Annotated in this window: 19 protein-coding genes and 2 pseudogenes; 9 read left to right on the plus strand and 12 right to left on the minus strand. The window is 62.6% G+C overall.

Annotated features, from left to right (window positions below):
- Window positions 1-413 precede the first annotated feature (413 nt).
- Entirely contained in the window at window positions 414-1,007 is a 594-nt protein-coding gene (locus X773_RS60990) for a hypothetical protein (RefSeq protein WP_023678136.1), read from the plus strand.
- Window positions 1,008-1,024: 17 nt separating this feature from the next.
- Here the strand turns inward: X773_RS60990 and ppa are convergent, their stop codons facing one another.
- From ppa to X773_RS61020, 6 genes and pseudogenes are all read right to left on the minus strand, one after another.
- Complete coding sequence (gene ppa / locus X773_RS60995; protein WP_023678137.1) at window positions 1,025-1,555, minus strand: inorganic diphosphatase; 531 nt, start codon at window positions 1,553-1,555, stop codon at window positions 1,025-1,027.
- A 116-nt stretch (window positions 1,556-1,671) separates the two neighbouring features.
- Window positions 1,672-2,178 carry a GNAT family N-acetyltransferase gene (locus X773_RS61000; protein ID WP_023678138.1) on the minus strand — a complete coding sequence of 169 codons (507 nt, stop codon included), beginning with the start codon at window positions 2,176-2,178 and terminating at the stop codon, window positions 1,672-1,674.
- A 117-nt stretch (window positions 2,179-2,295) separates the two neighbouring features.
- Window positions 2,296-2,934 (minus strand): TPM domain-containing protein, encoded by a 639-nt coding sequence (locus tag X773_RS61005; protein ID WP_023678139.1) that lies wholly within the window; start codon window positions 2,932-2,934, stop codon window positions 2,296-2,298.
- Between the two features lie 10 nt (window positions 2,935-2,944).
- Window positions 2,945-3,681 (minus strand): annotated as a pseudogene (locus X773_RS61010) (TPM domain-containing protein).
- Window positions 3,682-3,733: 52 nt separating this feature from the next.
- The gene (locus X773_RS61015) at window positions 3,734-4,537 is read right to left on the minus strand and encodes a YgcG family protein (RefSeq protein ID WP_031212070.1); all 804 of its coding nucleotides are present in this window, start codon (window positions 4,535-4,537) and stop codon (window positions 3,734-3,736) included.
- A 217-nt stretch (window positions 4,538-4,754) separates the two neighbouring features.
- Window positions 4,755-5,399 (minus strand): LemA family protein, encoded by a 645-nt coding sequence (locus X773_RS61020; RefSeq protein WP_023678141.1) that lies wholly within the window; start codon window positions 5,397-5,399, stop codon window positions 4,755-4,757.
- Between the two features lie 161 nt (window positions 5,400-5,560).
- On the opposite strand from X773_RS61020, the gene X773_RS61025 reads away from it, so the two are divergent.
- The 3 genes from X773_RS61025 (at window position 5,561) to X773_RS61035 (ending at window position 7,535) form a co-directional block, all read left to right on the plus strand.
- Entirely contained in the window at window positions 5,561-5,812 is a 252-nt protein-coding gene (locus X773_RS61025) for a hypothetical protein (protein ID WP_023678142.1), read from the plus strand.
- An 8-nt stretch (window positions 5,813-5,820) separates the two neighbouring features.
- Entirely contained in the window at window positions 5,821-6,705 is an 885-nt protein-coding gene (pdxY, locus tag X773_RS61030) for a pyridoxal kinase PdxY (RefSeq protein WP_023678143.1), read from the plus strand.
- A gap of 62 nt (window positions 6,706-6,767) precedes the next feature.
- On the plus strand, window positions 6,768-7,535 hold the full coding sequence (locus X773_RS61035; RefSeq protein ID WP_031212071.1) for a DUF429 domain-containing protein: 768 nt from the start codon (window positions 6,768-6,770) through the stop codon (window positions 7,533-7,535).
- Window positions 7,536-7,546: 11 nt separating this feature from the next.
- On the opposite strand, the gene X773_RS61040 is transcribed toward X773_RS61035, so the two are convergent.
- A complete protein-coding gene (locus X773_RS61040; RefSeq protein WP_023678145.1) occupies window positions 7,547-8,749 on the minus strand; it encodes an aromatic ring-hydroxylating dioxygenase subunit alpha in 1,203 nt (400 codons plus the stop codon).
- A gap of 420 nt (window positions 8,750-9,169) precedes the next feature.
- On the opposite strand from X773_RS61040, the gene X773_RS61045 reads away from it, so the two are divergent.
- On the plus strand, window positions 9,170-9,574 hold the full coding sequence (locus X773_RS61045; protein ID WP_023678146.1) for a hypothetical protein: 405 nt from the start codon (window positions 9,170-9,172) through the stop codon (window positions 9,572-9,574).
- A gap of 90 nt (window positions 9,575-9,664) precedes the next feature.
- Here the strand turns inward: X773_RS61045 and X773_RS61050 are convergent, their stop codons facing one another.
- Together X773_RS61050 and X773_RS61055 are read right to left on the minus strand one after the other, a co-directional pair.
- Window positions 9,665-11,752, minus strand: coding sequence for a PAS domain S-box protein (locus X773_RS61050; protein WP_031212072.1), 2,088 nt, complete (start codon window positions 11,750-11,752; stop codon window positions 9,665-9,667).
- Between the two features lie 46 nt (window positions 11,753-11,798).
- On the minus strand, window positions 11,799-12,578 hold the full coding sequence (locus tag X773_RS61055) for a response regulator transcription factor (protein ID WP_198023578.1): 780 nt from the start codon (window positions 12,576-12,578) through the stop codon (window positions 11,799-11,801).
- A gap of 46 nt (window positions 12,579-12,624) precedes the next feature.
- Between X773_RS61055 and X773_RS61060 the strand changes: the two genes are divergently transcribed.
- Window positions 12,625-13,311 carry a response regulator transcription factor gene (locus X773_RS61060; protein WP_023678149.1) on the plus strand — a complete coding sequence of 229 codons (687 nt, stop codon included), beginning with the start codon at window positions 12,625-12,627 and terminating at the stop codon, window positions 13,309-13,311.
- 73 nt (window positions 13,312-13,384) lie between these two features.
- Here X773_RS61060 and X773_RS74665 read toward each other — a convergent pair whose 3' ends face one another.
- On the minus strand, window positions 13,385-13,552 hold the full coding sequence (locus tag X773_RS74665) for a hypothetical protein (protein ID WP_023678150.1): 168 nt from the start codon (window positions 13,550-13,552) through the stop codon (window positions 13,385-13,387).
- A 600-nt stretch (window positions 13,553-14,152) separates the two neighbouring features.
- On the opposite strand from X773_RS74665, the gene X773_RS61065 reads away from it, so the two are divergent.
- Entirely contained in the window at window positions 14,153-14,617 is a 465-nt protein-coding gene (locus X773_RS61065; protein ID WP_023678151.1) for a L,D-transpeptidase, read from the plus strand.
- Window positions 14,618-14,664: 47 nt separating this feature from the next.
- Here the strand turns inward: X773_RS61065 and X773_RS61070 are convergent, their stop codons facing one another.
- Both X773_RS61070 and X773_RS61075 read right to left on the minus strand, forming a co-directional pair.
- Window positions 14,665-17,751 (minus strand): efflux RND transporter permease subunit, encoded by a 3,087-nt coding sequence (locus X773_RS61070; protein WP_023678152.1) that lies wholly within the window; start codon window positions 17,749-17,751, stop codon window positions 14,665-14,667.
- Window positions 17,748-19,025, minus strand: a complete 1,278-nt coding sequence (locus X773_RS61075) for an efflux RND transporter periplasmic adaptor subunit (protein WP_031212073.1) — start codon at window positions 19,023-19,025, stop codon at window positions 17,748-17,750. The genes X773_RS61070 and X773_RS61075 overlap by 4 nt, the downstream gene beginning before the upstream one ends.
- A 131-nt stretch (window positions 19,026-19,156) precedes the next feature.
- On the opposite strand from X773_RS61075, the gene X773_RS61080 reads away from it, so the two are divergent.
- Complete coding sequence (locus X773_RS61080; RefSeq protein ID WP_023678154.1) at window positions 19,157-19,693, plus strand: TetR/AcrR family transcriptional regulator; 537 nt, start codon at window positions 19,157-19,159, stop codon at window positions 19,691-19,693.
- 138 nt (window positions 19,694-19,831) lie between these two features.
- A pseudogene (locus tag X773_RS61085) lies at window positions 19,832-21,435 on the plus strand (inorganic phosphate transporter).
- The last annotated feature ends 11 nt before the right edge of the window (window positions 21,436-21,446 follow it).

Below are 21,446 nucleotides of genomic sequence, written 5' to 3' on the forward strand. Positions count from 1 at the left end.
GTTCCTGCTTCACTACATGAGGCAGGGAAATTCGGTTTTTATCAGCGACCAAGAAAAGAGAGACATCAGGACGGTCCTTAGCCTGAATGAATATACGGTCAAGGAAGCCGTGCTGCGCAGAGTTGCGTTCCTCATACTTATTTCATCGACCTTGGCATATTTCTTCTTCAGGGCGCCTGACTTTAGCCAGACAGCGAGCGCGCTGACCATCTCAATATCGGCGTTGGCTTTGATCTTCTTATACTTGGGCATCGCTGTCCCCCTAACCCTGTTTACAGCTTGCGCGTCGCTACTCGCAATTTGTTGGATGGACTACCAAACGTTCGTTATATCTTCTTCTTTTTCCGCGTTGTACGCCCTGTATTTTTTTGCAAGGCTTAGGTCGAGATAGGGTTCAGAGGGGATTCTCCACCATGCGTGCCCTGCTGCTTGTTCCGCTTATCCTCGCCGGTTTCTGCCAGGCGGCCCGGGCCGGCGACATATCCAGCGTCAATACCGATCTCGATTGGGAGAAGGACTGCGTCACCTATGCCCAAGCGGAGGAAGGCGACGGCGACTGGGCCGATCTCGCCTGTTCGGGCTACCGCGGCTACCCGGTGCTGGTTTCCTACGACGACGCGCGGGAATCGCTGTTCTACGGCTTTCCACCTGGCGATATGACCACGGTCTGGGAAAGCTTTTCCGGCCTCAATTCGGCTGGACCCAAGGTCGAGTGGCGGATCGAAACCAACGGCAAAACTGCCATTCCCTTCGCCGTCATTCATCGTCGCTCGATCAGCGATACCGAGGGCGAGAACAAGTCGACGGAAGTGCTGATCGTCGCCAAGGTTGCCCAGCCTGACGCCCACGAAGGCTGCACGATCGGCCTTGTGCTCGCCACCGGCAATCCCGCCGCCAACGATCAGGCGCGCAAGCTTGCCGACGAGAAGGCACGCACCTTCGCCTGCGGCAAGGACAAGCGCGTAGTGATCGGCGACGCGCCCGCTTACGGCCGGGTCGACAACTGATTATTTGCGCCCGACAATTACTTGCGCCTGGCCCGCTCGATTGCCTCGACGATCATCTTCTTGGCATAGGTCGCATCGTACCAGCCTTCGATCTTGACCCATTTGCCGGGTTCGAGATCCTTGTAGTGCTCGAAAAAGTGCTGCACTTGCTGGCGGGTGATGTCGGGCAATTGCGTGTATTCGTGGACGTCCTCGTAACGCAAGGTCAGCTTGGGTGAAGGCACCGCGATCACCTTCTCGTCCTGGCCCGCATTGTCCTCCATCACCAGCACGCCGATCGGCCGCACATTGATGACGCAGCCTGGCACCAGCGCGCGCGTGTTGCAGACTAGCACGTCGATCGGGTCGCCGTCGCCCGACAGCGTATGCGGTACGAAACCGTAATTGCCGGGATAACGCATCGACGTGTGCAGAAAGCGGTCGACGAACAGGGTGCCGGCTTCCTTGTCCATCTCGTACTTGATCGGCTCGCCGCCGATCGGCACCTCGATTATGACGTTGACGTCCTCGGGCGGGTTCTTTCCGCTGGCAATCGCTTCGATACGCATCGCTTTATCCCTCTCTCGATTGGAGATCGATAGCGGGCGACGGCGAATGGTGCAATGCGGCGAATGGTACGGGGAGATCGTCCGAACCGAAAACCGGCCGGATCATGCGCTGGCCGTCATTCCCAGACGAAAGCGACCTTCTTCAGCGCCTTCTGCTCGAATATCTCGACGCCTTCGGCAACATCGCGGCCACCGGCGCCGGCATAGAAGGCAAGTGCGTTCTGATTGTCTTCCAGCGCCCAGACCACCATGCCTTTCAGGCCATGGTCGGCCAGCCGTGCCCGCGCGGCCGAGAACAGCCGGCTGCCGAGCCCGATGCCTTGATATTCCGGCCGCAGGTAAAGTTCGTAGATCTCGCCCTGCTGCCTGAGTTCGCGGGCGCGGTTCTTGCCGATCGTCGCATAGCCGGCAATTTTGCCGCCGATTTCGACGACCAGGACGGTGGCAGCGCGGCGAATGGCATTCGCCCACCAGTCGGCGCCGCGGCGGTTGATCATCGATGTCAGCGTGCGGTGCGGGATGATGCCCGAATAGGCGCCGCGCCAGGCCTCGAGATGCACGTCGGCGATGGCGGCTGCATCGCGCGGTTCGGCTTTCCTGATGTCGATGCTCAGCGTATTCATGATTGGTTAACCATAAACCCGCCGCGCCCGATTGCAAGAGTCCGGTCAACCGCCGCGATGCTTTCACACAGCCGGACGGTGCGTCCTTGAGACGCTGCGAAACCGCTTTTGGCGAGATCAAATCTCGACCAGATGGTCGTCCAGTTCGTTGCTGTCGCCAGTCGAGACCGGAAAATGCTCGGCCAGTACCGCACCGACTGCTTGGATCGCCTCGACGAACCCCTCGGCAAGCCGATCGTCGCCGGCATGCGCCGTAAGGTCGCGGACGACACCGTCCCAGACATGCTGGCCGACACGAGAATCGATCCCGCTGTCGGCGACCACCTCGGCGTAGCGCTCGGCAATCGAGACGAACACCAGCACGCCAGTGCGCGCCGTGGTACGGTGGACGTTGCGGGCGAGGAACTGCTTCATCGCATTGGCGTGGGCGGCCTGGTAGCGCAGCCGCCTCGGCACCAAATGGATGCGCAATGCCGGCAATGCCCACAACAGGATGAGCACACTGGCAAGCGCCAGAAGCTCGGCGATGACGAAATGCGGCAAGCGGATCGACAGCCACCAGGCTTCCAGCCCATAACCGACGGCGAGGCTGACGACGAGCATGCCGAGCATCGCCATGAAAGCGGCCGGAAAGAAATAGCCGTCGCTGGCATGCGCCACGACGCAGTAGATCTCGCCGTCGGTCTTTGATTCGGCAGCGCGGATCGCATCGGCGATGCGCTCATGATCCCCGGGGCTGATCGGTCGTGTTGCCATGATTGATGTCTCACCAGCTTCCTGAAGAACCGCCGCCGCCGGACGAACCGCCGCCGCCTGAAAACCCGCCGCCGGAACTTCCAGACGACCAACTGCTGCCGGAACTTCCAGACGACCAGCCACTGCCAGACGAGGTCCCAGACGTCCAGCCACCGCCACCGGAGGATGACGAAGCTGGCCCACGGCCGTAGCGGAACGTCATGCCCAGCCACTTGTACACGCCCGGCGACAGCTTCGTGCCGAAGATCGGCGGCAGGAACGCCATTGCCAAGCCGCCGAAGAACATCGTCGCCCACAGGACAATGAACAGCATGAAGATGGGATCGACAGGATTGTCATTCGCCGGATTGCGCTTGCCGCGCGCCTCCAGCTCTTCGGGATTGCCTTCCAGCACCATGATCATGTCGTCGACGGCCTTGCTGATGCCGCCTGAGAAATCGCCGGCACGGAAGGCCGGCACCATGTCGTTTTCGATGATCAGCTTGGTGTGCAGGTCGGTCANCGGAACAGCCGGTTGGCGTAAGGCTCGATCTCCTCGCCGTCGAGGCTGGGGATGGTCGCGACGACGATCTGGTCCGAACCCTTCGTCTCGAAAGCGGCAAGCTTCTGCGTCAGCGCCGCCTTGGTCGCGGCATCGATGATGCCGGCATTGTCGACGACCCGTCCGGTCAGCGCCGGCAGTGCGGCGGCGAAGGCCGCGAAGCCGACCAGCAGCACCGCCATGGCCAACAGCGCGGTGCCGATCATTTTGATGAAACGGCCGGATTTCACCGGGCTGATGGCATGTCTTGTCATCTCGTCACCAACTTCCCGAGGAGCCGCCGCCGCCGGACGAACCGCCGCCGCCGGAAAACCCGCCACCGCTTGAACCCGACGACCATCCCCCGCCGGAACCTCCCGACCAGCCGCCGGACGACCGCCGGTTTGGCTCGAAGGTCATGCCCAGCCAGCGATAGCGGCCGGGACCGATCTTCTGGCCGAAGATCGGCGGCAGGATGGAGGCTGCGAGGCCGCCGAAAAAGATGATTGCCCAGATGGCTATGAAGATCGTGAAGAACAGATCGTCGCTGTTGAACGGCGGCTGCTGGTTGCGTTCGCCGCGCGCCTCCAGTTCTTCGGGATTGCCTTCCAGCACCATGATCATGTCGTCTACGGCCTTGCTGATGCCGCCGGAGAAATCGCCGGCACGGAAGGCCGGCACCATGTCGTTTTCGATGATCAGCTTGGTGTGCAGGTCGGTCAGCGTGCCTTCCAGCCCATAGCCGACTTCGATGCGCATCTTGCGGTCGTTCGGCGCCACCAGAAGCAGGACGCCGTTGTTCTCCTTCGCCTGGCCCAGTTTCCAGGCGCGGAACAGCCGGTTGGCGTAAGGCTCGATCTCCTCGCCGTCGAGGCTGGGGATGGTCGCGACGACGATCTGGTCGGACCCTTTGGTCTCGAACTCGGCAAGCTTCTGCGTCAGCGCCGCCTCGGTCGCGGCTTCGATGATGCCGGCATTGTCGACGACCCGTCCGGTGAGGGTTGGCAGGTCGGCGGAAAGGGCGGTGAGCGGGAGGAACAGACCAAGGCAAAGAAGAAGCAGAGTGACGCTCAGAAGCGTCAGGTTTGCACTTCGTCGCGCCCCCCTCTGTCCTGCCGGACATCTCCCCCACTTGGGGGGAGATCGACTATCGCGACCGCTTTCGCCAACTCCCAAGGTCGGTGATTGGCCGCCTTGGCAAGAGCTGCCAATCTCCCCCTTGAGGGGGAGATGCCCGGTAGGGCAGAGGGGGGCGCTACGGAGTGCAAGGCCAATAGGGACCACGCTCACCGGCTGTTCTTCACCCGCCTTGCGTGGTGTTGGTGCCGAAATCGACCTTCGGCGGCTGCATCTTATCCTCCTCGATGGTGAAATTCGCAAACGGCTGGTTGCCGCGGAACCAAAAGGTCGCCCAGATCACCGACGGGAAGGTCCTCAGCGTCAGATTGTACTCTCTCACTGCCTGGATATAGTCGCGGCGGGCGACCGTGATCCGGTTCTCGGTGCCTTCGAGTTGTGCTTGCAGCGCCAGAAAGTTCTGGTTGGCCTTGAGATCGGGATAGTTCTCCACCACCGCCAGCAGGCGCGACAGCGCGCTGGTCAGGCCGGCCTGGCTGTCCTGGAATTTCTTGAAGGCTTCCGGATTGTTCAGCGTTTCCGGCGTCACGGTCACCTGCGTCGCCTTGGCGCGCGCTTCGACCACGGCATCGAGCGTGTCCTTCTCGTGCGCGGCGTAGCCCTTGACCGTGTTGACCAGATTGGGGATGAGATCGGCGCGGCGCTGGTATTGATTCAACACCTCGCTCCATGCGGCTTTGGCGTTTTCCTCAGCCGTCGGAATGGTGTTGTAGCCGCAGCCGGCAAGCAGCGGCAGCATGACGGCCATGACCAGGAACGCAGCTAGATTACGAAAGATTGGCGGCGAAGAAAGGCGCTGGGCAAGCATGATAAGTCCCCTCGATAGCATTGGCAGGCGAAGCATTAGCACAATCCTTGCGTAAGAAAATGACTTCGGCCGAGAAGTGTTACTGGTTTCTGCCATTCGCCGTCGGGCCCTGTGACAGACGAGGCGAACGGGTTAAGCTCGGCATAAAACGGGACATCACCATGGCGAAACGCCACGACAGCGACGCGGAATCGCGCCGCATCATCGAACGGGTGGCGCGCGAGACCGACCCGGGGGGCACCTCGTTCCTTGCACGAACCACTAAAGGCGCGCGCGACCACGTCACCGCGGCCGATGCCGACCGGTCGGACCCGATCGAATATTGGGGCACCCGCATCGGTCGGGCAGCGGGCTTGCTTATTGCCATCGGCCTGTTGATCTGGCTCGTGCTTTTCGTCACCAGGGGTAGTTAGGAAAATCAATGAGTGCCGAAAAAACCGAGGCGCCGCGCGCGGTCATCGTCGTCTCCAGCCATGTCGCCCGTGGCTCGGTCGGCAACCGTGCCGCTGTCTTTGCGCTGGAGACGCTCGGCTTTCCGGTTTGGGCGGTACCGACCGTCATCCTGCCCTGGCATCCGGGCCATGGCCGGGCCACCCGCATCGTGCCGCCGCTGGACCAGTTCAAGGCGCTGATGGCCGACCTTGAGCGCGCGCCGTGGCTGGGCGAGGTCGGCGCCGTGCTGTCCGGCTATCTCGGCGAGGCTGGCCAGGCCGAAGCCGTCGCTTCGCTGGTCGGCGCAGTGAAGGCGAAGACGCCGGACGCCCTCTATATCTGCGATCCGGTGATGGGCGATTCGGGCGGGCTCTACGTACCTGAGCCGACCGCAATCGCCATGCGCGACCGGCTGATGCCGATCGCCGATATCGCCACGCCCAACCGCTACGAGCTGGAATGGATGGCCGGAGCGCCGCTGCCCGACCTGAAATCGGCAATGGCTGCGGCCCTGCAGGCCGGCCCACCGGCTATGCTGGTCACATCGGCGCCGGCGATGATGGCCGGCGGCACCGGCAATTTACTGCTCGCCGGCAGAGAGGCACTGCTTGCCGAACACCGGCTCATCGACAAGCCGCCGAATGGGCTCGGCGACCTAACGGCGGCCGTCTACCTGGCGCGGATCCTGTCCGGCCAGCCAGCCGCCAAGGCGCTGCAATCGACCACGGCGGCGGTCTACGAGATCCTGGCGCGGACCGCCAAGCGCGGCGGCGACGAGTTGCAGCTCGAGACCGATGCCCAGAGCCTGTCGCACCCGATGGCGATGGTGCAGCTTCGCCATCTCCTGCATCCGGAACGGGACCGCCGGGCGTGAAGCAGGCCGAAGACGCCGTGCCCCAGGATGATGCGCCCAAGGATGCTGCGCCTGACGATGTTATGCCCTGGGGTGTTGTGCTTGTCGGCGTCGACGGTTGCAAGGCCGGCTGGATAGCCGTCCGCCGCGATCCCGGTGCGGCACCGTCGACAGCCGTTTTCCCAAGCTTCGCGGCGTTGCTCGACCGACTGCCCGCCGACTCGTTGGTAGCGGTCGATATGCCAATCGGCCTGCCCGATTTCTCGCAAAGAGGCGGTCGCGGCCCGGAGGCGCTGGTGCGGCCGTTTCTTGGCGCCCGGCAGTCCAGTGTCTTTGCCATCCCCTCCCGCGCCGCGCTCTATGCCGAGATCGAAGCCTTCACCACGGTCAAAGCCTGGTACGCCGCACATCGCAGGGCAAGCGAGGTGGCCAAGACGACCTCAGATCCGCCGCGCGGTGTCTCGATCCAGGCCTTCGGCATCTTCGCCAAGATCCGTGAGATCGATTCGCTGCTGATCGCGCGCCCCGAACTACGCAGCCGCGTGTTCGAATCGCATCCGGAAGTTGCCTTCTGCAAACTGAACGGCGACCGGGCGATGCGCCTGCCAAAGAAGATCAGGGGCAACATCAATCCGGCCGGCATGGCCGAACGCAAGGCGCTGCTTGCCCGGCATGGCTATAGCCAGGATTTTCTCGACCAGACGCCGCCGCGCGGCGCGGCCGCCGACGATTTCCTCGATGCCGCTGCGATGATGCTGGTTGCCGGACGCATCGTCAAAGGCGAGGCAACGCCGTTTCCGGATCCGCCGCTCGCCGATCGTTTCGGCATTCCGGTCGCCATTTGGGCCTGAGGACCAGGGCGTCAGGAGCGTGATCTGAGCGCCTCGTTAAGTGCCCACATATCCTTCTCCTCGGGCGCGGTCTCCAATCCGAGCACGGGAACTTGCGTGCGCAAATGGTCGTGGTGGGTGCGCACGCCATATTCGAGATCGGAGAGGTAAAAACCTCCGAAGGCTTCGGACAGCATGGATTCGTTGGACCATATCGAAAGCTGTACATCCTCGGCCAGCGTGTCGCGGTCGATGCGGTAGGATAGGTAGCGGGCTGCCGCCTGTCGCCTGGTCTCGTCGCGATAGCGGTAGATGGCGCCGCGCAGCAGCGTCTCACCCGTCGACAGCGGGAATTCCTGATAGAACTGCACCGATTCCGGCATGATCGACAGCGCGTTGTTCGGGAAGATGCCGTAGTAGATCCAGGCCTTGCGCAGGTGTTCCGGCAGGTGCTTCGCCTCGGGTGCGAGCTTGATGTATTGCGCGACGCTCCAGCGCCGTCCGGCATACGGATTGTAGGTGGCGAACGAGCGCGACACGCCGTTGACGAACGGCTCGTCGAAATAGGTCGCACCGTAAAGGTCCTGCAGCGCCGGATGCGCCATGGCGACGTGGTAGCCTTCATTGTCGACATCGCGCACCGACTTCCAGTTGACCGGCGTCTTTTGGGTCCAGATGCCCCACGAAGGCACCATCTCGGCGACGCCGTAATGGGCAATCTCGGCTTCGATCGGCTTCAACAGCTCGGCCACCGATGGCTGCGGCCCACCCTTGCGGAAACGGATGAAGATGAAGCCCATCCAGATTTCGAGCTCGAGCGGCATCAGGCCGAATTCGGTCTTGTCGAGGTCGGGGAAGGAACGGGGGCGGGCAGCACCGCGCAGCGTGCCGTCGAGATTGTAGACCCAGCCATGAAAGGGGCAGACCAGCGCATTCTTGCAAGTGCCCTGGCTGTCGGCAACGACGCGACTGCCGCGGTGGCGGCACATATTGTTGAAGGCGCGCACAACGCCATCCTTGCCGCGCACGATCAGCGCCCGCTCGCCGACCACGTCCATCGTCAGATAGTCGCCGGTGTTCGGCACGTCGCAGACATGGCCGGCGATCTGCCAATGGTTGCGGAAGACGTGCTCTTTCTCGAGTTCGAGCAAGGCGTCGGAATGATAGCTCCAGCCCGGCAGCCCCCGCCGATCCCAATCGTTGGGGATTGCCACGTCACGCAGATGCGGGTTCATAAAAGGCTCTTTATTTATTGAATGATTGTTCAATAAAAGCATATTTTCCGTTGAAATGCAATGGCTTGGCAAAATGGAGAGTATTCTAGACGGGAAAACAAGCGGGATTCGAGAGCCCAGTCCGAACGATCGAAGCCGGGAAAATCCCGGGAATTCCAGACGTTAATCCCTTTACACGTGTTGAGCGCCCGACGCTCTGTGGGCCTGGAAAGGCGACGTGGATCTGGTGCCGTGGGTAGCGGAAAACGAGCACAGAATGCCACCGGTGCTGTCAGGTACGCCGGATCGGTTTGCCCAGGAATGGCCGCCGGCTTGGTTTCATGCCGGTTACACAATCGATAATCCATCATCGTTGGCCGGTTACAAGGTGCGATTAAGTTCGTTTCAACAGGGAAAAGAAGAAGACCGAAGGAAACGACGATGCGTACGAAAATCCAGATCACCGATACCGACCTTCGCCAGCAGGGTCCCCAGCGTAACGACCGGCGCCCGAAGCTGGCGCTGCGCCAGCGCGCCAGTGATCATCCGATGGCGATGTTCATGCTGCTGGCGGCTGCCGCATTTGCCGGCATGGCGTTGACGCCGACCGTCGGTCCGGCCTTCGCCTCACTGAACCCGCCGGCCAACCTCATCGATGGCGCGACAACCACCACCAAGACGGCGCGCCTGCCGATGCCGGAGATCGATTTTGCCTGCAAGGGGCAGGCCTGGGGCGCCGAGAGCCTGGATTGCCTGCGCGTCATCGCTGCCCAGTCGGGCAAGGCACGACCGGTCCGCATGATCGCCAATGCCGCCCCGCTGGCTGATACGCCGAACGTTTTTTGATTTTTTTGCGAGCGCCCTCCAGCACTCCAGTCAGGCTCCCGCCGCAATGTCGGCCGGGAGCCTTTTTCTTCCGGGGCGAGATCGCGGAGTCTAGCCGCCCAGAGCGGCCTGCTCGGCAATGGCCGAGAGCACGCCGCGCACATCCAGCGTGCTGAACGGTTTTTCGAGGATCGGCGGTCGCTGCTGCGCCGGCAGCGCTTCGATCTCGCCTTTCGCGCCGATCAGATCGCCGGTGACAAGCACGAAGCGCCGCGCCAGACCCGGCATTTCGGCGAGTAGCTCGCGATAGGCGGCTATGCCGCTGGTGCCGGGCATGCGCAAATCGGAAAACACGATGTCCGGCGGCACATGGCCGCTCAGCGTCGCGGCGGCCGAGACCCAGGCCGGCACGACCCGCGACTTGATGCCCATCAGCTCCAGAATATCGGACAGCGACGCGGCGACATCCGGCTCATCGTCTATGATCAGCGCGTGACGCAAGCCGCTCGACCGCGACGGAGCTTCGCCGGCGGCGGCCGCGCCGGCAGCGATCGCCGGCAGCTGCACGACAAAACGCACACCTCTCGGCGAAACCTCCTCGAACCAGATATTGCCATTGTGCCGCTCGATGATCGATTTCGAGATCGACAGGCCGATGCCGGTACCGACACCGACCGGCTTGGTGGTGAAATAGGATTCGAATATGCGTGAGCGTATCGCTTCCGGCACGCCTGGCCCGTTGTCCTCGACCGAGAATCCGGGATTGCCGCGGTCGCTGCGAAACGTCCGGACCTTGATCCTGCGGTCGCCGGCAACGCCGGCCAAGGCGTGCTGGCTGTTGATGAGGAAGTTGGCGGCCACCTGCGTCACGTGGTCGGCATCGGCCATGGCCAGCAGCGGGCCGCCGGCGAAATCGGTGTCGATGATGATGCCGCTCGACCGTGCACCATAGGCGGTCACTTCGAGTGCGGCGCGGATCACCTGGTTGAGGTCGGTTTCGGCTTGTGCGGCCGGGTGCAGGCGGACCATCGACAGGAAGCTCTTGACGATACGGCCGCAGCGCTCGGCAGCGGCGCGCACCTTTTCGGCGCGCACCTTGGTCTGGGGATCGGCGGCGAATTCGTGCAGCAGCGTCGACTGGGCGACAACCACGGCCAGCGGATTGTTGAGCTCGTGCGAAACGCCGGCAAGCAGCGAGCCCATTGCCGCCATCTTCTCGTTCTGGTGCAGTTTTTCGCGCTGGCGGTTGATTTCCTCCTCGGCCCGCAACTTGTCGCGCAGGTCGCGGATGGAGCCGAAGATCAGCTGGCGATCGGCGACCCGCATCTCGGTTGCCGTCAGCTCGATCGGAAAAACCTCGCCGGCGGCATTCTGGGTGACCGTTTCAAGCCGTTGGCCGACCATCGGCGCGCCGCGGCCCGACATGTATTCGGCACCCGACGCATAGCCCTTGCGGTAATATTCCGGCACGACCGTATCGAGCAGGTCCTTGCCGAGGATATCGCTGCGCCGATAGCCGAACATCTTCTCGGCGGCCGGATTGAATTCGATGATCGAGCCGGTCTCGTCGATGACGATGATGGCGTCGAGAGAGGCCTGCAGCATGGTGCGGCGAATGACGTCGCTGGCATGCGCGTCGGAGGGCGACCGTTCGATGGCATCGCCGATGGCGAGTGCCACCATGTGCAGCGCCGCCTCTTCCTGGTCGGTCCATTCGCGTTCGTGGATGCAGTCGTTGACCGCCAGCGTGCCCCACAAATTGCCGTGCGAAAAGACCGACACCGACAGGAATGACTTGATGTTCTGCTTTTCGAAATCGGTCCGCAGAAAGCCTTCGAGATCGCGTGTGTGCCCGGCGAAGATCTTGCCTTGACGCTCGTCCTCCGCCAGCCGTTCCAGCAATGGGTCGGAATCGACGACCGACTGCATGATGACGGTCGGTGACGCCAGTTCGCCGCCAAACCGGGGAGCGATCCAATAAGCGGCGACCGACTGGGCGAAGCCCTGGCCGGGCAGTTCGCGCAGGCGAAACAGGATGCCGCGGTGACAATCCATGGCTTCGCAAAGCGTCTGGAGAATACCCTCCATTTCGCGTTGCCAGTCGCCGGCTTCGCGCAGCCGGCGAACCACATGCACGGCCGCCATCGCCGCGCCCTGCCTGGCGCCCTGCATGTCCGCGCGTGTTGTTTCAGCCGTCATGGTCAGCCGTCATTTCCTGGCCGTGGCTTGCTCAAGCCGCCGGGCCTTAGTTGTTTTCCCCGACTGGCAGCGAGAAGATATAGCCTTCGCCGCGCACCGTGCGCAGGAATTTCGGATTGGCCGGATCCGCCTCGATCTTCTTTCTCAGCCGCATGATGCGGATGTCGACGGCGCGGGACGACTCCGGGTCCTCGACGAAACCGATCGCCTCGGAGATCGCCGCCCGCGTCAACAGCCGGTTGGCGCGCGTCAGGAACACCTCCAGCACGTCGAACTCGCTCTTGGCCATGTCGATGACCGCGCCGTTGGCGCCGGTGACGAGCCTGCCGTCGAGATCGGCGTGAAAGGGTCCGAAGCTCACGGACCGGCGGCCGCCGGATGTTTCAGCCTTGGCCTTTTGTGGCTCGGTCGGTTCCGGAACGCGGCGCAGCACGCTGCGCACCCTGGCCAGCACTTCGCGCAATTCGTAAGGCTTGACGATGTAGTCGTCAGCGCCGAGCTCCAGTCCGACGATGCGGTCCAGCGCGGTACCGGCCGCCGTCGCATAGATGATGCCGATCGGCATTTTCGACCGCATCCAGCGGCCGAGCGACAGGCCGTCCTCGCCCGGCATGGCGATGTCGAGAATGGCCAGATGGAAGGACTGGGTTTCCAAAAGGTCGCGCGCCGCCGCCGCACTTTCGGCCGTGGCCACATCATAGCCGCTGGCGCCCAGATACTCGGCGACCGCATCCCTCAGGTCGGGCTCGTCCTCGACAATGACAATTCGTGCCCGCACGATGCTTTCGCTCCCGCTTTCAGCGGAAAGTAGATTGGGTATAAACATGATGTCCAGCACTCTTCTTGGGTTGCCGTATGCGGGGTAGAAAAACATGGCTGCACGATCCGTTATCGCGCTTGTTTCCGTCGCTGAAGTAATTGCGACCGATCTCGCCGATCATCTCGAGCGGCGCGGTCATGACGTCCGCGCGGCGCGACAGCCGTGGGAGGCCGAATCGCTGCTTTCGGAAAAGGGTATCGATGTCGTGGTTGTCGGCGACAGCGTCAGCCAGGCAGAGGGGCGCGACCTGCTCAGGCGACATGGCGGCGAAGGTGGACCGGATTTCATCCTGATCTGCCGCCCGGCCGATCTGGTCGACAAGGTTCTGGCGCTCGAACTCGGCGCCGCCGACGTCGTCGAAAGCCCGCTCAATGTCAGGGAGCTTGCCGCTCGCGTAGGCGGCCTTCTGGCTCGGCGCGGCAGGAGCGCCGGGGAACTGATCGTGCTGGAGAACGCGACCGTCGATCTCCGATCGGCCATCGTCATGCACCGCTCGGGCACGGAAGAACAGCTGTCCCCCGGGCAGGTGGCGCTGCTCAGGCTGTTCCTGGCCAGCCCGCGCAAGGTGCTGACGCGGGACGACATCATCGCCGCCGCGCCCGCCGAAAATGCCGAAGCCTTCGATCGGTCGATCGATTCGCGCATCGTGCGGCTGCGTCGCAAGCTCGATACCGAAACCATCACCACCATACGGGGTGCGGGCTACCGGTTCGATCCGCCCACGCAATTCACCGATTGAAGGCAGGACGGCCACCCTTTTGTCTTGAGCATCGATTTTCCCAAAACCGTTCCACTTTGGGGTCCGATGCTCTTCAGCGCACCACGAGAAGCGACGGGCCGGACAGCATGTCACTGTTCGTGCTGACCTCGCCGGCATGGGCACGTTCCTTCAGCAGGACGGTGGCGAGGCCGGCAATGCCGAGCAGCCCCTGCACGTAAAGCAGCGCGGAAAGCATGGAAGCGGCGAATTTCGTTTTCATCCTGTTCGTTCCTCAAAATTGGAATTTACGGGCACTTCAGGGGAACCCCCGAAGCGCCCGCGCCGCCAGCGGAGCCCCCCGTTGCGGCGCGGGCCTTCGGTCCTCTCGGCTGCAAGTTGCCGGAGGCGCCGCGCATCCTCAACGGCCCTAAGCCGCCCCCGCCAGAGGGGCTTGAGCAGGTCGACGCGCAGGCTGGAAACTGTCCAGACCAATCCAGACCGTAGCGAAAACAGTGTTGGCTTCCGATCGTTCGTTGACCGCTGTTTTCGTTAGGTCAACTTACCCTGTTCGCTGTATCCGGATCATGCCGCCGAGGCTGCGCTTTGTTGCAGCTCGGTTTCGGAGTCAGGTGAATTCCTATCAAACGAAAGGCAATCGCGTATTCGCGCCGCGGTTTGGCCGATCCGCCTAGGCAAACACGCCACCGTCATGACGACGTCGTGCAACTGCAAGCTGCTTTGCACGGACCTTTTCTGTTAACCAGGGGAAACAGAATCGAAACACAAACGAGCACGTAGCGAAATCGGCTGGAAACATGACGCCCCGATAAGCCGGTCATCGAATTGAGCCGGCCCCGACCGGCAGAATAGGGGAGACATCATGTACACTGCCATTTCCGCCAAGCTCATCAACATCGCTGCCGCCGTGATCACCGGTACTGCCTTGCTTGTCAGTGCCGGCAACAGCGCAGCCCACGCCGCCGCCAACAAGATCGTCGCGCGTGTATCACTGTCACAGCAGACCATGGAAATCCTGGTCGACGGCCGGCCGACATTCGCCTGGAAGGTCTCGACCGGCGACAGGACGCACGTCACGCCGACCGGTTCGTTCAAGCCGACCCGCATGCATGAAATGTGGTACTCGAAGAAATACGACAACGCCCCGATGCCGCATTCGGTGTTCTTCAGCGGCGGCTACGCCGTACATGCGACAAGCGCCATCAAGCGCCTCGGCCAGCCGGCCTCGCATGGCTGCGTGCGTCTGCATCCGGACAACGCCGCCGATTTCTACCAGCTCGTCGAGGTCTTCGGCCCGGCCAACACCAGCATCGTCATCGTTAAATGAGCGATGCTTCTCGTCGCTCCCAGGAAAGGGCCGGAAATTAGCGCAGTCTAATCCGGCATTACCGGCATCAGCTTCGGATCCGGCTTTTCGGCGTGATGCGGCAGGTCCTTGCTGGCGATAAAGGTGTAGAACATCGGCACCACGAACAGCGTGAACATGGTTCCGACCAGGATGCCGGTGAAGATCACCAGGCCCATCGAATAGCGTGCCGCGGCACCAGCGCCGCTGGAGATGATCAGCGGCACCACGCCGAGCGCCATCGCCGCCGTCGTCATCAGGATCGGCCGCAGCCGCACCCTGGCCGAGGCGATGATCGCATCGCGCCGCCGCATGCCGTGCATTTCACGCTGCTGGTTGGCGAACTCGACCAGAAGGATGCCGTGCTTGGTGATCAGGCCGATCAGCGTGATCAAGCCGACCTGCGTGTAGATGTTGAGCGTGCCGAGCCCGACATTAAGCGGCACGATCGCGCCGAAGATGGACAGCGGCACCGCCATCATGATGATCAGCGGATCGCGGAAACTTTCGAATTGCGCCGCCAGCACCAGATAGATGACGAGCACCGCCGCCGCGAAGGCGATGATGATCGTGTAGCCCTGTTCCTTCTCCTGCCGCGATTGACCGGTATAGTCGATGAAGAAGGTGTCGGGCAGGCTCTGCTTGGCAATGTCCTCGATCGCCTGTAGCCCATCCCCGGTGGTGATGCCGGGCCGCGGCAAGGCAGAGATCGTCGCCGAGTTGAGCTGGTTGAACTGCTCGATGGCGGCCGGCGACGCGTTGGTCGAGATCTTCACCACCGCCGAGAGCGGCACCATCTCGCCCGATACGCTGCGCACGAAATACTCGCCCAGTTTTTCGGGATTGTCGCGGAATTGCTGCGGCACCTGCGGAATGATGTCGTAGCTATTGGATTCGCGGTCGAATTGCGCCACTTCGGCGCCACCGACCAGGAGCGTCAGCGTCCGGCCGATGTCGGCTATCGGCAGGTTGAGCGCGGCGGCGCGATCGCGGTCGATCGTCACTGTCACTTGCGGCGCGTCGAAGGTCATCGAATTCTGCACGACGATGAAGCGGCCGGAGGCCTGCGCCTTGTTCTTGATGTCTTCGGCCGCCTCGTACACCTGCGAGGCGTCGCCGGTCGAGCGCACGACCATCGTTATCGGCAGGCCGCCGCCGGAGCCGGGCAGCGTCGGCGGCGCGAAGACGAAAGCTTCGACGCCCGCCACCTTGCTCAGGCGGCCCGTAATGTCTTGCTGGATTTCCTTCGAGTTGCGCGTGCGGTCAGCCCAGTCCTTGAACGCAAAGCCGACGAAAGCGCTGTTTGTCTGGCCACCACCGAAGGCGACCGCGGAGAACTGTGCCCGCGTCTCAGGCAGATCCTTGACCAGGCCGAGTATCTGATTGACGTAGGTTTCGGTATAGTCCGACGTCGCGTACCGTGGCGCGGTCACCAGCGAAAGCAGGAAACCCTGGTCCTCTTCCGGCGCCAGTTCGCTCGAGGTCTTGGTGAACATGAAACCGGTCGTGGCGACCAGCGCGAGGACGATCATCAGCGTCACCGGGCGATAGTTCAACGAACCGGTGACGAGCCGCTCATAGATGTGTTCGACGCGCCCGAACGTATTGTCGACAATGCGCTGGAAGCGGCTGTGCGAGCCGGACCTCAGGATACGTGCCGACATCATCGGTGTGATGGTGAGGGCGACGACACCCGAAAGCACCACCGAGCCGGCAAGCGTCACCGCGAATTCGCGAAACAGTGCGCCTGTCAGGCCGCCGGTGAAGGCCAGCGGCGCGAACACGGCGGCCAATGTTATCGTCATGGCGACGACGGCGGACGAGATCTCGCGCATGCCGTTGAACGCCGCCTGCATCGGCGACAAGCCGTCTTCCTCCATGTGGCGGTGGATGTTTTCCACCACCACGATGGCATCGTCGACGACAAGTCCGATCGCCAGCACCATGGCCAGCAACGACAAAAGATTGATCGAATAGCCCACTGAAAACAGCAGGAAACAGACGCCAATCAGCGACAGCGGAATGGTCACGATCGGCATCAGCACCGAGCGGAACGAGCCGAGGAAGAGCAGGATGACGACGATGACGATGGCGACCGCCTCGCCGATGGTCTTGAATACCTCCTCGATCGACGCGCTGATCTGCTCGGTTGAGTCGTAGACGATCTCCATCGTCATGCCGAGCGGCAGCGTCTCCTGGATGGTCGGCACAATCTTGTGGATTGCCGCCGCGGTGGTCAGCGGATTGGCGGCCGGCGTCGGAAAGATAGCGAGAAAGATGCCGGGCTTGCCGTTGAAGCTGACCCTGGTGTCGGTGTTCGCCGCGGCGAGTTCGACGCGGGCCACGTCGCGCAGTCTCACCACATTGCCGTCCTTCGACCGGAGTGGAAGGGCGGCGAAAGCCTCCGGCGTCTGCAGCGTCGAGCGAACGGTGATCGAAGAAACCACATATTCGTTTTCGGTGTCGCCGGGCGCGGAAAGGAAATTCGATTCGTTGATGGCGGCCAGCACTTCCGCCGCCGTCACGCCGCGCGCCGCCAGTTTGATCGGGTCGATCCAGACCCGCATCGAATATTCGGCTGCACCGAAGATCTGCACGTCGGCGACGCCTTCGACCGTCGAGATACGCGGCCGCACGACGCGCTCGATATATTCGGTGAGCTGTTCCGGCGTCATGTTCGGGTTCTGCATCGAGATGTACATCATCGCGAACTGCTGGCCGGTGCCCTTGACGATCACCGGGTCCTTGGTTTCGTCCGGCAGATCGCCGCGAACGCTCTGCACCTTCGACAAGACTTCGTTCAGCGCGACGTCGGGGTCGGAGCCGAGCTTCATCTGCACTGTCACGGTGCTGGATGACGGCCGGCTCGCCGATGTCACATAATCGATGTTTTCGGTCGACGCGACGGCACGCGCGATCGGCGCGGAAATGAACCCCTGGATCAGGTCGGCGCTGGCGCCGGGATAGGCAGTGGTGATGGTGATGGCCGTTTCTTCAACCTCTGGATACTGCCGGATCGAAAGGTTGAAGATGCCTTGGAAACCCAGAAGCAGGATCATGCAGGCAAGCACGGTCGAAAGGACCGGGCGGCGGATGAAGAGGTCGGAAAAGCTCACTGCTGGGCTGCCTGCTGGTTCCCTGGCTTGCTCGGATCGATCGTGTTGTCGACGGCAACGGACATGCCGTTGGAGAGCCGGTTCTGGCCGGCGGTAACGACTTCGTCGCCGGGCGCGATGCCCTCCAGAATCTCGACCAGGCCGGCGTTGCGGCGGCCTGGCTTGACGAACACCTGGGCTAGCACGAGCTGCGGCTTCTGTTCTTCCGCTGCCGGTTTGGCTGGGGTAGCAGCCGACTTTTCGTCGGGTTTTGCCGCGGGTGCTTCGGCTGCGGGCTTGGCAGCATCTGCAGCCGGCTTGTCTTCCGGCTTTGCCTCGGGCGCCGCGCCGTTGGCTTCGGCGGATTTGGCCGGGCGCACCACGAAGACGAAGTCGCCGTACAGGCTGGAAGTCAGCGCCGTCTGCGGCAGCGCCAGCACGTCGTTCTCCTCGGGCAGTTCGACGCGCACCTGGACGAACTGACCGGGCGTCAGCTTGCCTTCGGGATTGCCGACCTCCGCTCTCACCGTCACCAGCCGGCTGGTCGGGTCGATCTTCGGATCGATGCCGCGGATGCTGCCGGTGAACGGCATGTCGCCGCCGCCGACGCCCAACCGCACCGTCTGTCCGATCTTCAGCTGCGGAAGCTGCTGCTCCGGCACGGTGAAATCGACACGCATCGTATCCATGTCCTGCAAGGTCACCACAGCGGTGCCGGGTGTGAGATACTGGCCAAGGTCGATTTTCGGAATACCGACGGTACCCTTGAAAGGGGCCGTCAACTGCTTTTGGTCGAGCACCGCTTGCAGCTTGTTTACCTGCGCTGCGGAGACCGATGCTGCTGCCTGCGCCGTGTCGAGCGTAGCGTCGGTGCCGACCCCGCGCTTCTGCAGCTCAAGAGCGCGCATCAGCGTCGTCTGGTCGGATGTGGCTTGCGCCTTCGATGCCACGAGGTCGGCTCGCTCGACTTCATCGTCGAGCTGCAGCAGCACGGCGTTGGCGGCGACCTTCTGATTGGCATGGAACAGGATGTCCTTGACGATGCCAGCAGTTTCGACCGTCAGGTCGACGCCGCGTACGGCACTGACAGTGCCGATCGCCTCGATGCCGGGCGTCCACGACATCGGTTTGACGATGACCGTCGACACGGTCGCGGCCGGCGGCTTCATGGTGGCGAAGAACTGTTTGATCGCATTGTCGCGAAACAGGTTGAAGCCGACGATGCCGCCGCACACCAGCACGAGCAGAATGAAGGCGATGATGAAGCGCTTGATCACGAACAGTCCCTCGGCCATGGCCCAGCATAACAGTCGGATGACCGGAACACATACCTGTGACTGGTCCCAATTTCAAATGACGGCGATCTTACTGTACCGTCTGGACGGTCTTGTCAATTCCGCCTAAGCTAATGAATGGGGAACGCTTGATGAAGGTCCGCAGAGCAAATTCGCGCGAAAAAATTCTCGCCGCCGCCGCCGCCGTGGCGCGCGAGACAGGCCCTGGCAGCCTGTCGCTGGATGCGGTCGCCAGCCGTGCCGGCGTGTCGAAGGGTGGTCTTCTCTACAATTTCCCGACCAAGGCGAAATTGATGCAGGCGCTGGTGGAGGATTATCTGCGCGCCTTCGAGCAGGCACTGCAGTCCGCCCGCACGGCCGGCATCAACGGCGAAAGCCCGCTTGCAACTTATATCAAGCTGTCGGCCGAGCATGCCGAGGAATCGAAACCGTCGGCGTCCTGGATATTTTCGGCGATTGCCGAGGATCCCGATTTCCTGACGCCGATAAAATCGTTCAGGCGGCAGCTGTTCGAGCGGCTGAAGCAGGAAACGCCGAACCTCAAGGCGCTGCTGGTCTGCTATCTCGCCATCGAAGGGCTTCGCAGCATGAACCTGTTCGATTCGGACATTCTCTCCGCCGAAGAGCGCCGGCTGCTGATATCGACCCTGCTGGAGATCGCGGAATAGTCTACGCCGGCCGGGTTCAATTGCCTCGGTCGCGTCGATCGCCCGTTGCGTCAGCCCAAAGTGCCCGCCGTCACACAGGCTTCATCGTGCCGACATAGCGTCCTCCCATTCTTTGCTGCAACGCAGGAGGAGTGGGGTATGGTCGATATTGTTTCAAGCGAGGCAGGAATTCCAAGGCCGGAGCATCCGCTTGACCGGCCAAACGGCACCGGTAAATGGTTTCTGCCGGCCTTTGCCGTCATCATTCTGGGCGGCCTTGCCTATGTCGGCTACGCGCTCAGCCAGGACCTGACCAGCACCGTCGCGGTGCCGTGGATCCTGCTTGGGCTGGCGCTGCTGATCGCGCTCGGCTTCGAATTCGTCAACGGTTTTCACGACACTGCCAATGCGGTGGCAACGGTGATCTACACGCATTCCATGCCGGCCGAGCTTGCAGTGATGTGGTCCGGCTTCTTCAACTTTCTGGGCGTGCTCACCGCCAGCGGAGCGGTCGCCTTCGGCATCATATCGCTGCTGCCGGTCGAGCTGATCCTTCAGGTCGGATCGAGCTCCGGACTGGCCATGGTCTTCGCGCTGCTGGTTGCGGCGATCATGTGGAATCTCGGAACTTGGTATCTCGGCCTGCCTGCCTCGAGCTCGCACACACTGATCGGCTCGATCATCGGCGTCGGTCTCGCCAACCAGTTCATGGCCCCGGCCGGCTCCGTCACCAGCGGCGTCGACTGGTCGCAGGCGTCCAATGTCGGCCTGTCGCTCCTGATCTCGCCGCTGGTCGGTTTTGGCCTGGCTGCACTGCTGCTTCTGGTGATGAAGCTGCTGGTCAGGAACCGCGAGCTCTACGAGGCGCCCAAGTCGAGCGCGCCGCCGCCGCTGTGGATCCGGGCGTTGCTTATCTTCACCTGCACCGGCGTCAGCTTTGCCCACGGCTCCATGACGGGCAAAAGGGCATGGGCCTCATCATGCTCATCCTGATCGGCGTCGTGCCGACCGCCTTCGCGCTCAACCGCACACCGGACGTGAACTATCTCGAAGCTTACAAATCGGCGGCGACGCAGGTCGAAACGGTACTCGGCAAATACGTCAAGCCCGGCATCGCCGTGACCGATGCGGCAATCGTGGTCGGCGACGCCGTTCGCACCAAGACCTGGAAGGACGAGACCACGCCTGCCCTGCGGAGCTTCATCCACGACACCAGCGCCATGTTGTCGCCCTATCCGTCCGTGGAAAAGCTGCCGACAACTCTGGTCAGCAACGCCCGCAACAACATCTATCTTATCGGTGAAGCGCTGAAGCTGATCGACAGGAAGAAGCTGCTGCCGATGGAGGCAGACGACCTGAAGGCGGTGACAACCTACCATAAGGCGGTCGACAACGCGACGAAGTTCATCCCGCTCTGGGTCAAGGTCGCCATCGCGCTGGCGCTCGGCCTCGGCACCATGGTCGGCTGGAAGCGCATCGTCGTCACCGTCGGCGAGAAGATCGGCAAAAGCCATTTGACCTACGGTCAGGGTGCGTCCGCCGAGCTTGTCGCGATGGCGACGATCGCATCGGCCGACTATCTCGGCCTGCCGGTCTCGACCACCCATGTGCTGTCCTCGGGCGTTGCCGGCACCATGGCGGCGAACGGCTCTGGCCTGCAATGGTCGACGGTGCGCAACATGCTGATGGCCTGGATACTGACCCTTCCGGTCTCGATCTGTCTTGCCTTCGTGTTGTTCGTCATCTTCCGCCAGGTGTTCTGAGCGGGGGCAGG

Source organism: Mesorhizobium sp. LSJC280B00 (assembly GCF_000502835.1).
Classification (GTDB): Bacteria; Pseudomonadota; Alphaproteobacteria; order Rhizobiales; family Rhizobiaceae; genus Mesorhizobium.

Excerpts from the sequence above, each read along its gene's own strand:
- X773_RS60990 (WP_023678136.1), top strand. The coding sequence starts at position 414 with ATGCGTGCCCTGCTGCTTGTTCCGCTTATCCTCGCCGGTTTCTGCCAG.
- ppa (WP_023678137.1), bottom strand. The coding sequence starts at position 1,555 with ATGCGTATCGAAGCGATTGCCAGCGGAAAGAACCCGCCCGAGGACGTC.
- X773_RS61000 (WP_023678138.1), bottom strand. The coding sequence starts at position 2,178 with ATGAATACGCTGAGCATCGACATCAGGAAAGCCGAACCGCGCGATGCA.
- X773_RS61005 (WP_023678139.1), bottom strand. The coding sequence starts at position 2,934 with ATGGCAACACGACCGATCAGCCCCGGGGATCATGAGCGCATCGCCGAT.
- X773_RS61020 (WP_023678141.1), bottom strand. The coding sequence starts at position 5,399 with ATGCTTGCCCAGCGCCTTTCTTCGCCGCCAATCTTTCGTAATCTAGCT.
- X773_RS61025 (WP_023678142.1), top strand. The coding sequence starts at position 5,561 with ATGGCGAAACGCCACGACAGCGACGCGGAATCGCGCCGCATCATCGAA.
- pdxY (WP_023678143.1), top strand. The coding sequence starts at position 5,821 with ATGAGTGCCGAAAAAACCGAGGCGCCGCGCGCGGTCATCGTCGTCTCC.
- X773_RS61035 (WP_031212071.1), top strand. The coding sequence starts at position 6,768 with ATGCCCTGGGGTGTTGTGCTTGTCGGCGTCGACGGTTGCAAGGCCGGC.
- X773_RS61040 (WP_023678145.1), bottom strand. The coding sequence starts at position 8,749 with ATGAACCCGCATCTGCGTGACGTGGCAATCCCCAACGATTGGGATCGG.
- X773_RS61045 (WP_023678146.1), top strand. The coding sequence starts at position 9,170 with ATGCGTACGAAAATCCAGATCACCGATACCGACCTTCGCCAGCAGGGT.
- X773_RS61050 (WP_031212072.1), bottom strand. The coding sequence starts at position 11,752 with ATGACGGCTGAAACAACACGCGCGGACATGCAGGGCGCCAGGCAGGGC.
- X773_RS61055 (WP_198023578.1), bottom strand. The coding sequence starts at position 12,578 with ATGTTTATACCCAATCTACTTTCCGCTGAAAGCGGGAGCGAAAGCATC.
- X773_RS61060 (WP_023678149.1), top strand. The coding sequence starts at position 12,625 with ATGGCTGCACGATCCGTTATCGCGCTTGTTTCCGTCGCTGAAGTAATT.
- X773_RS74665 (WP_023678150.1), bottom strand. The coding sequence starts at position 13,552 with ATGAAAACGAAATTCGCCGCTTCCATGCTTTCCGCGCTGCTTTACGTG.
- X773_RS61065 (WP_023678151.1), top strand. The coding sequence starts at position 14,153 with ATGTACACTGCCATTTCCGCCAAGCTCATCAACATCGCTGCCGCCGTG.
- X773_RS61075 (WP_031212073.1), bottom strand. The coding sequence starts at position 19,025 with ATGGCCGAGGGACTGTTCGTGATCAAGCGCTTCATCATCGCCTTCATT.
- X773_RS61080 (WP_023678154.1), top strand. The coding sequence starts at position 19,157 with ATGAAGGTCCGCAGAGCAAATTCGCGCGAAAAAATTCTCGCCGCCGCC.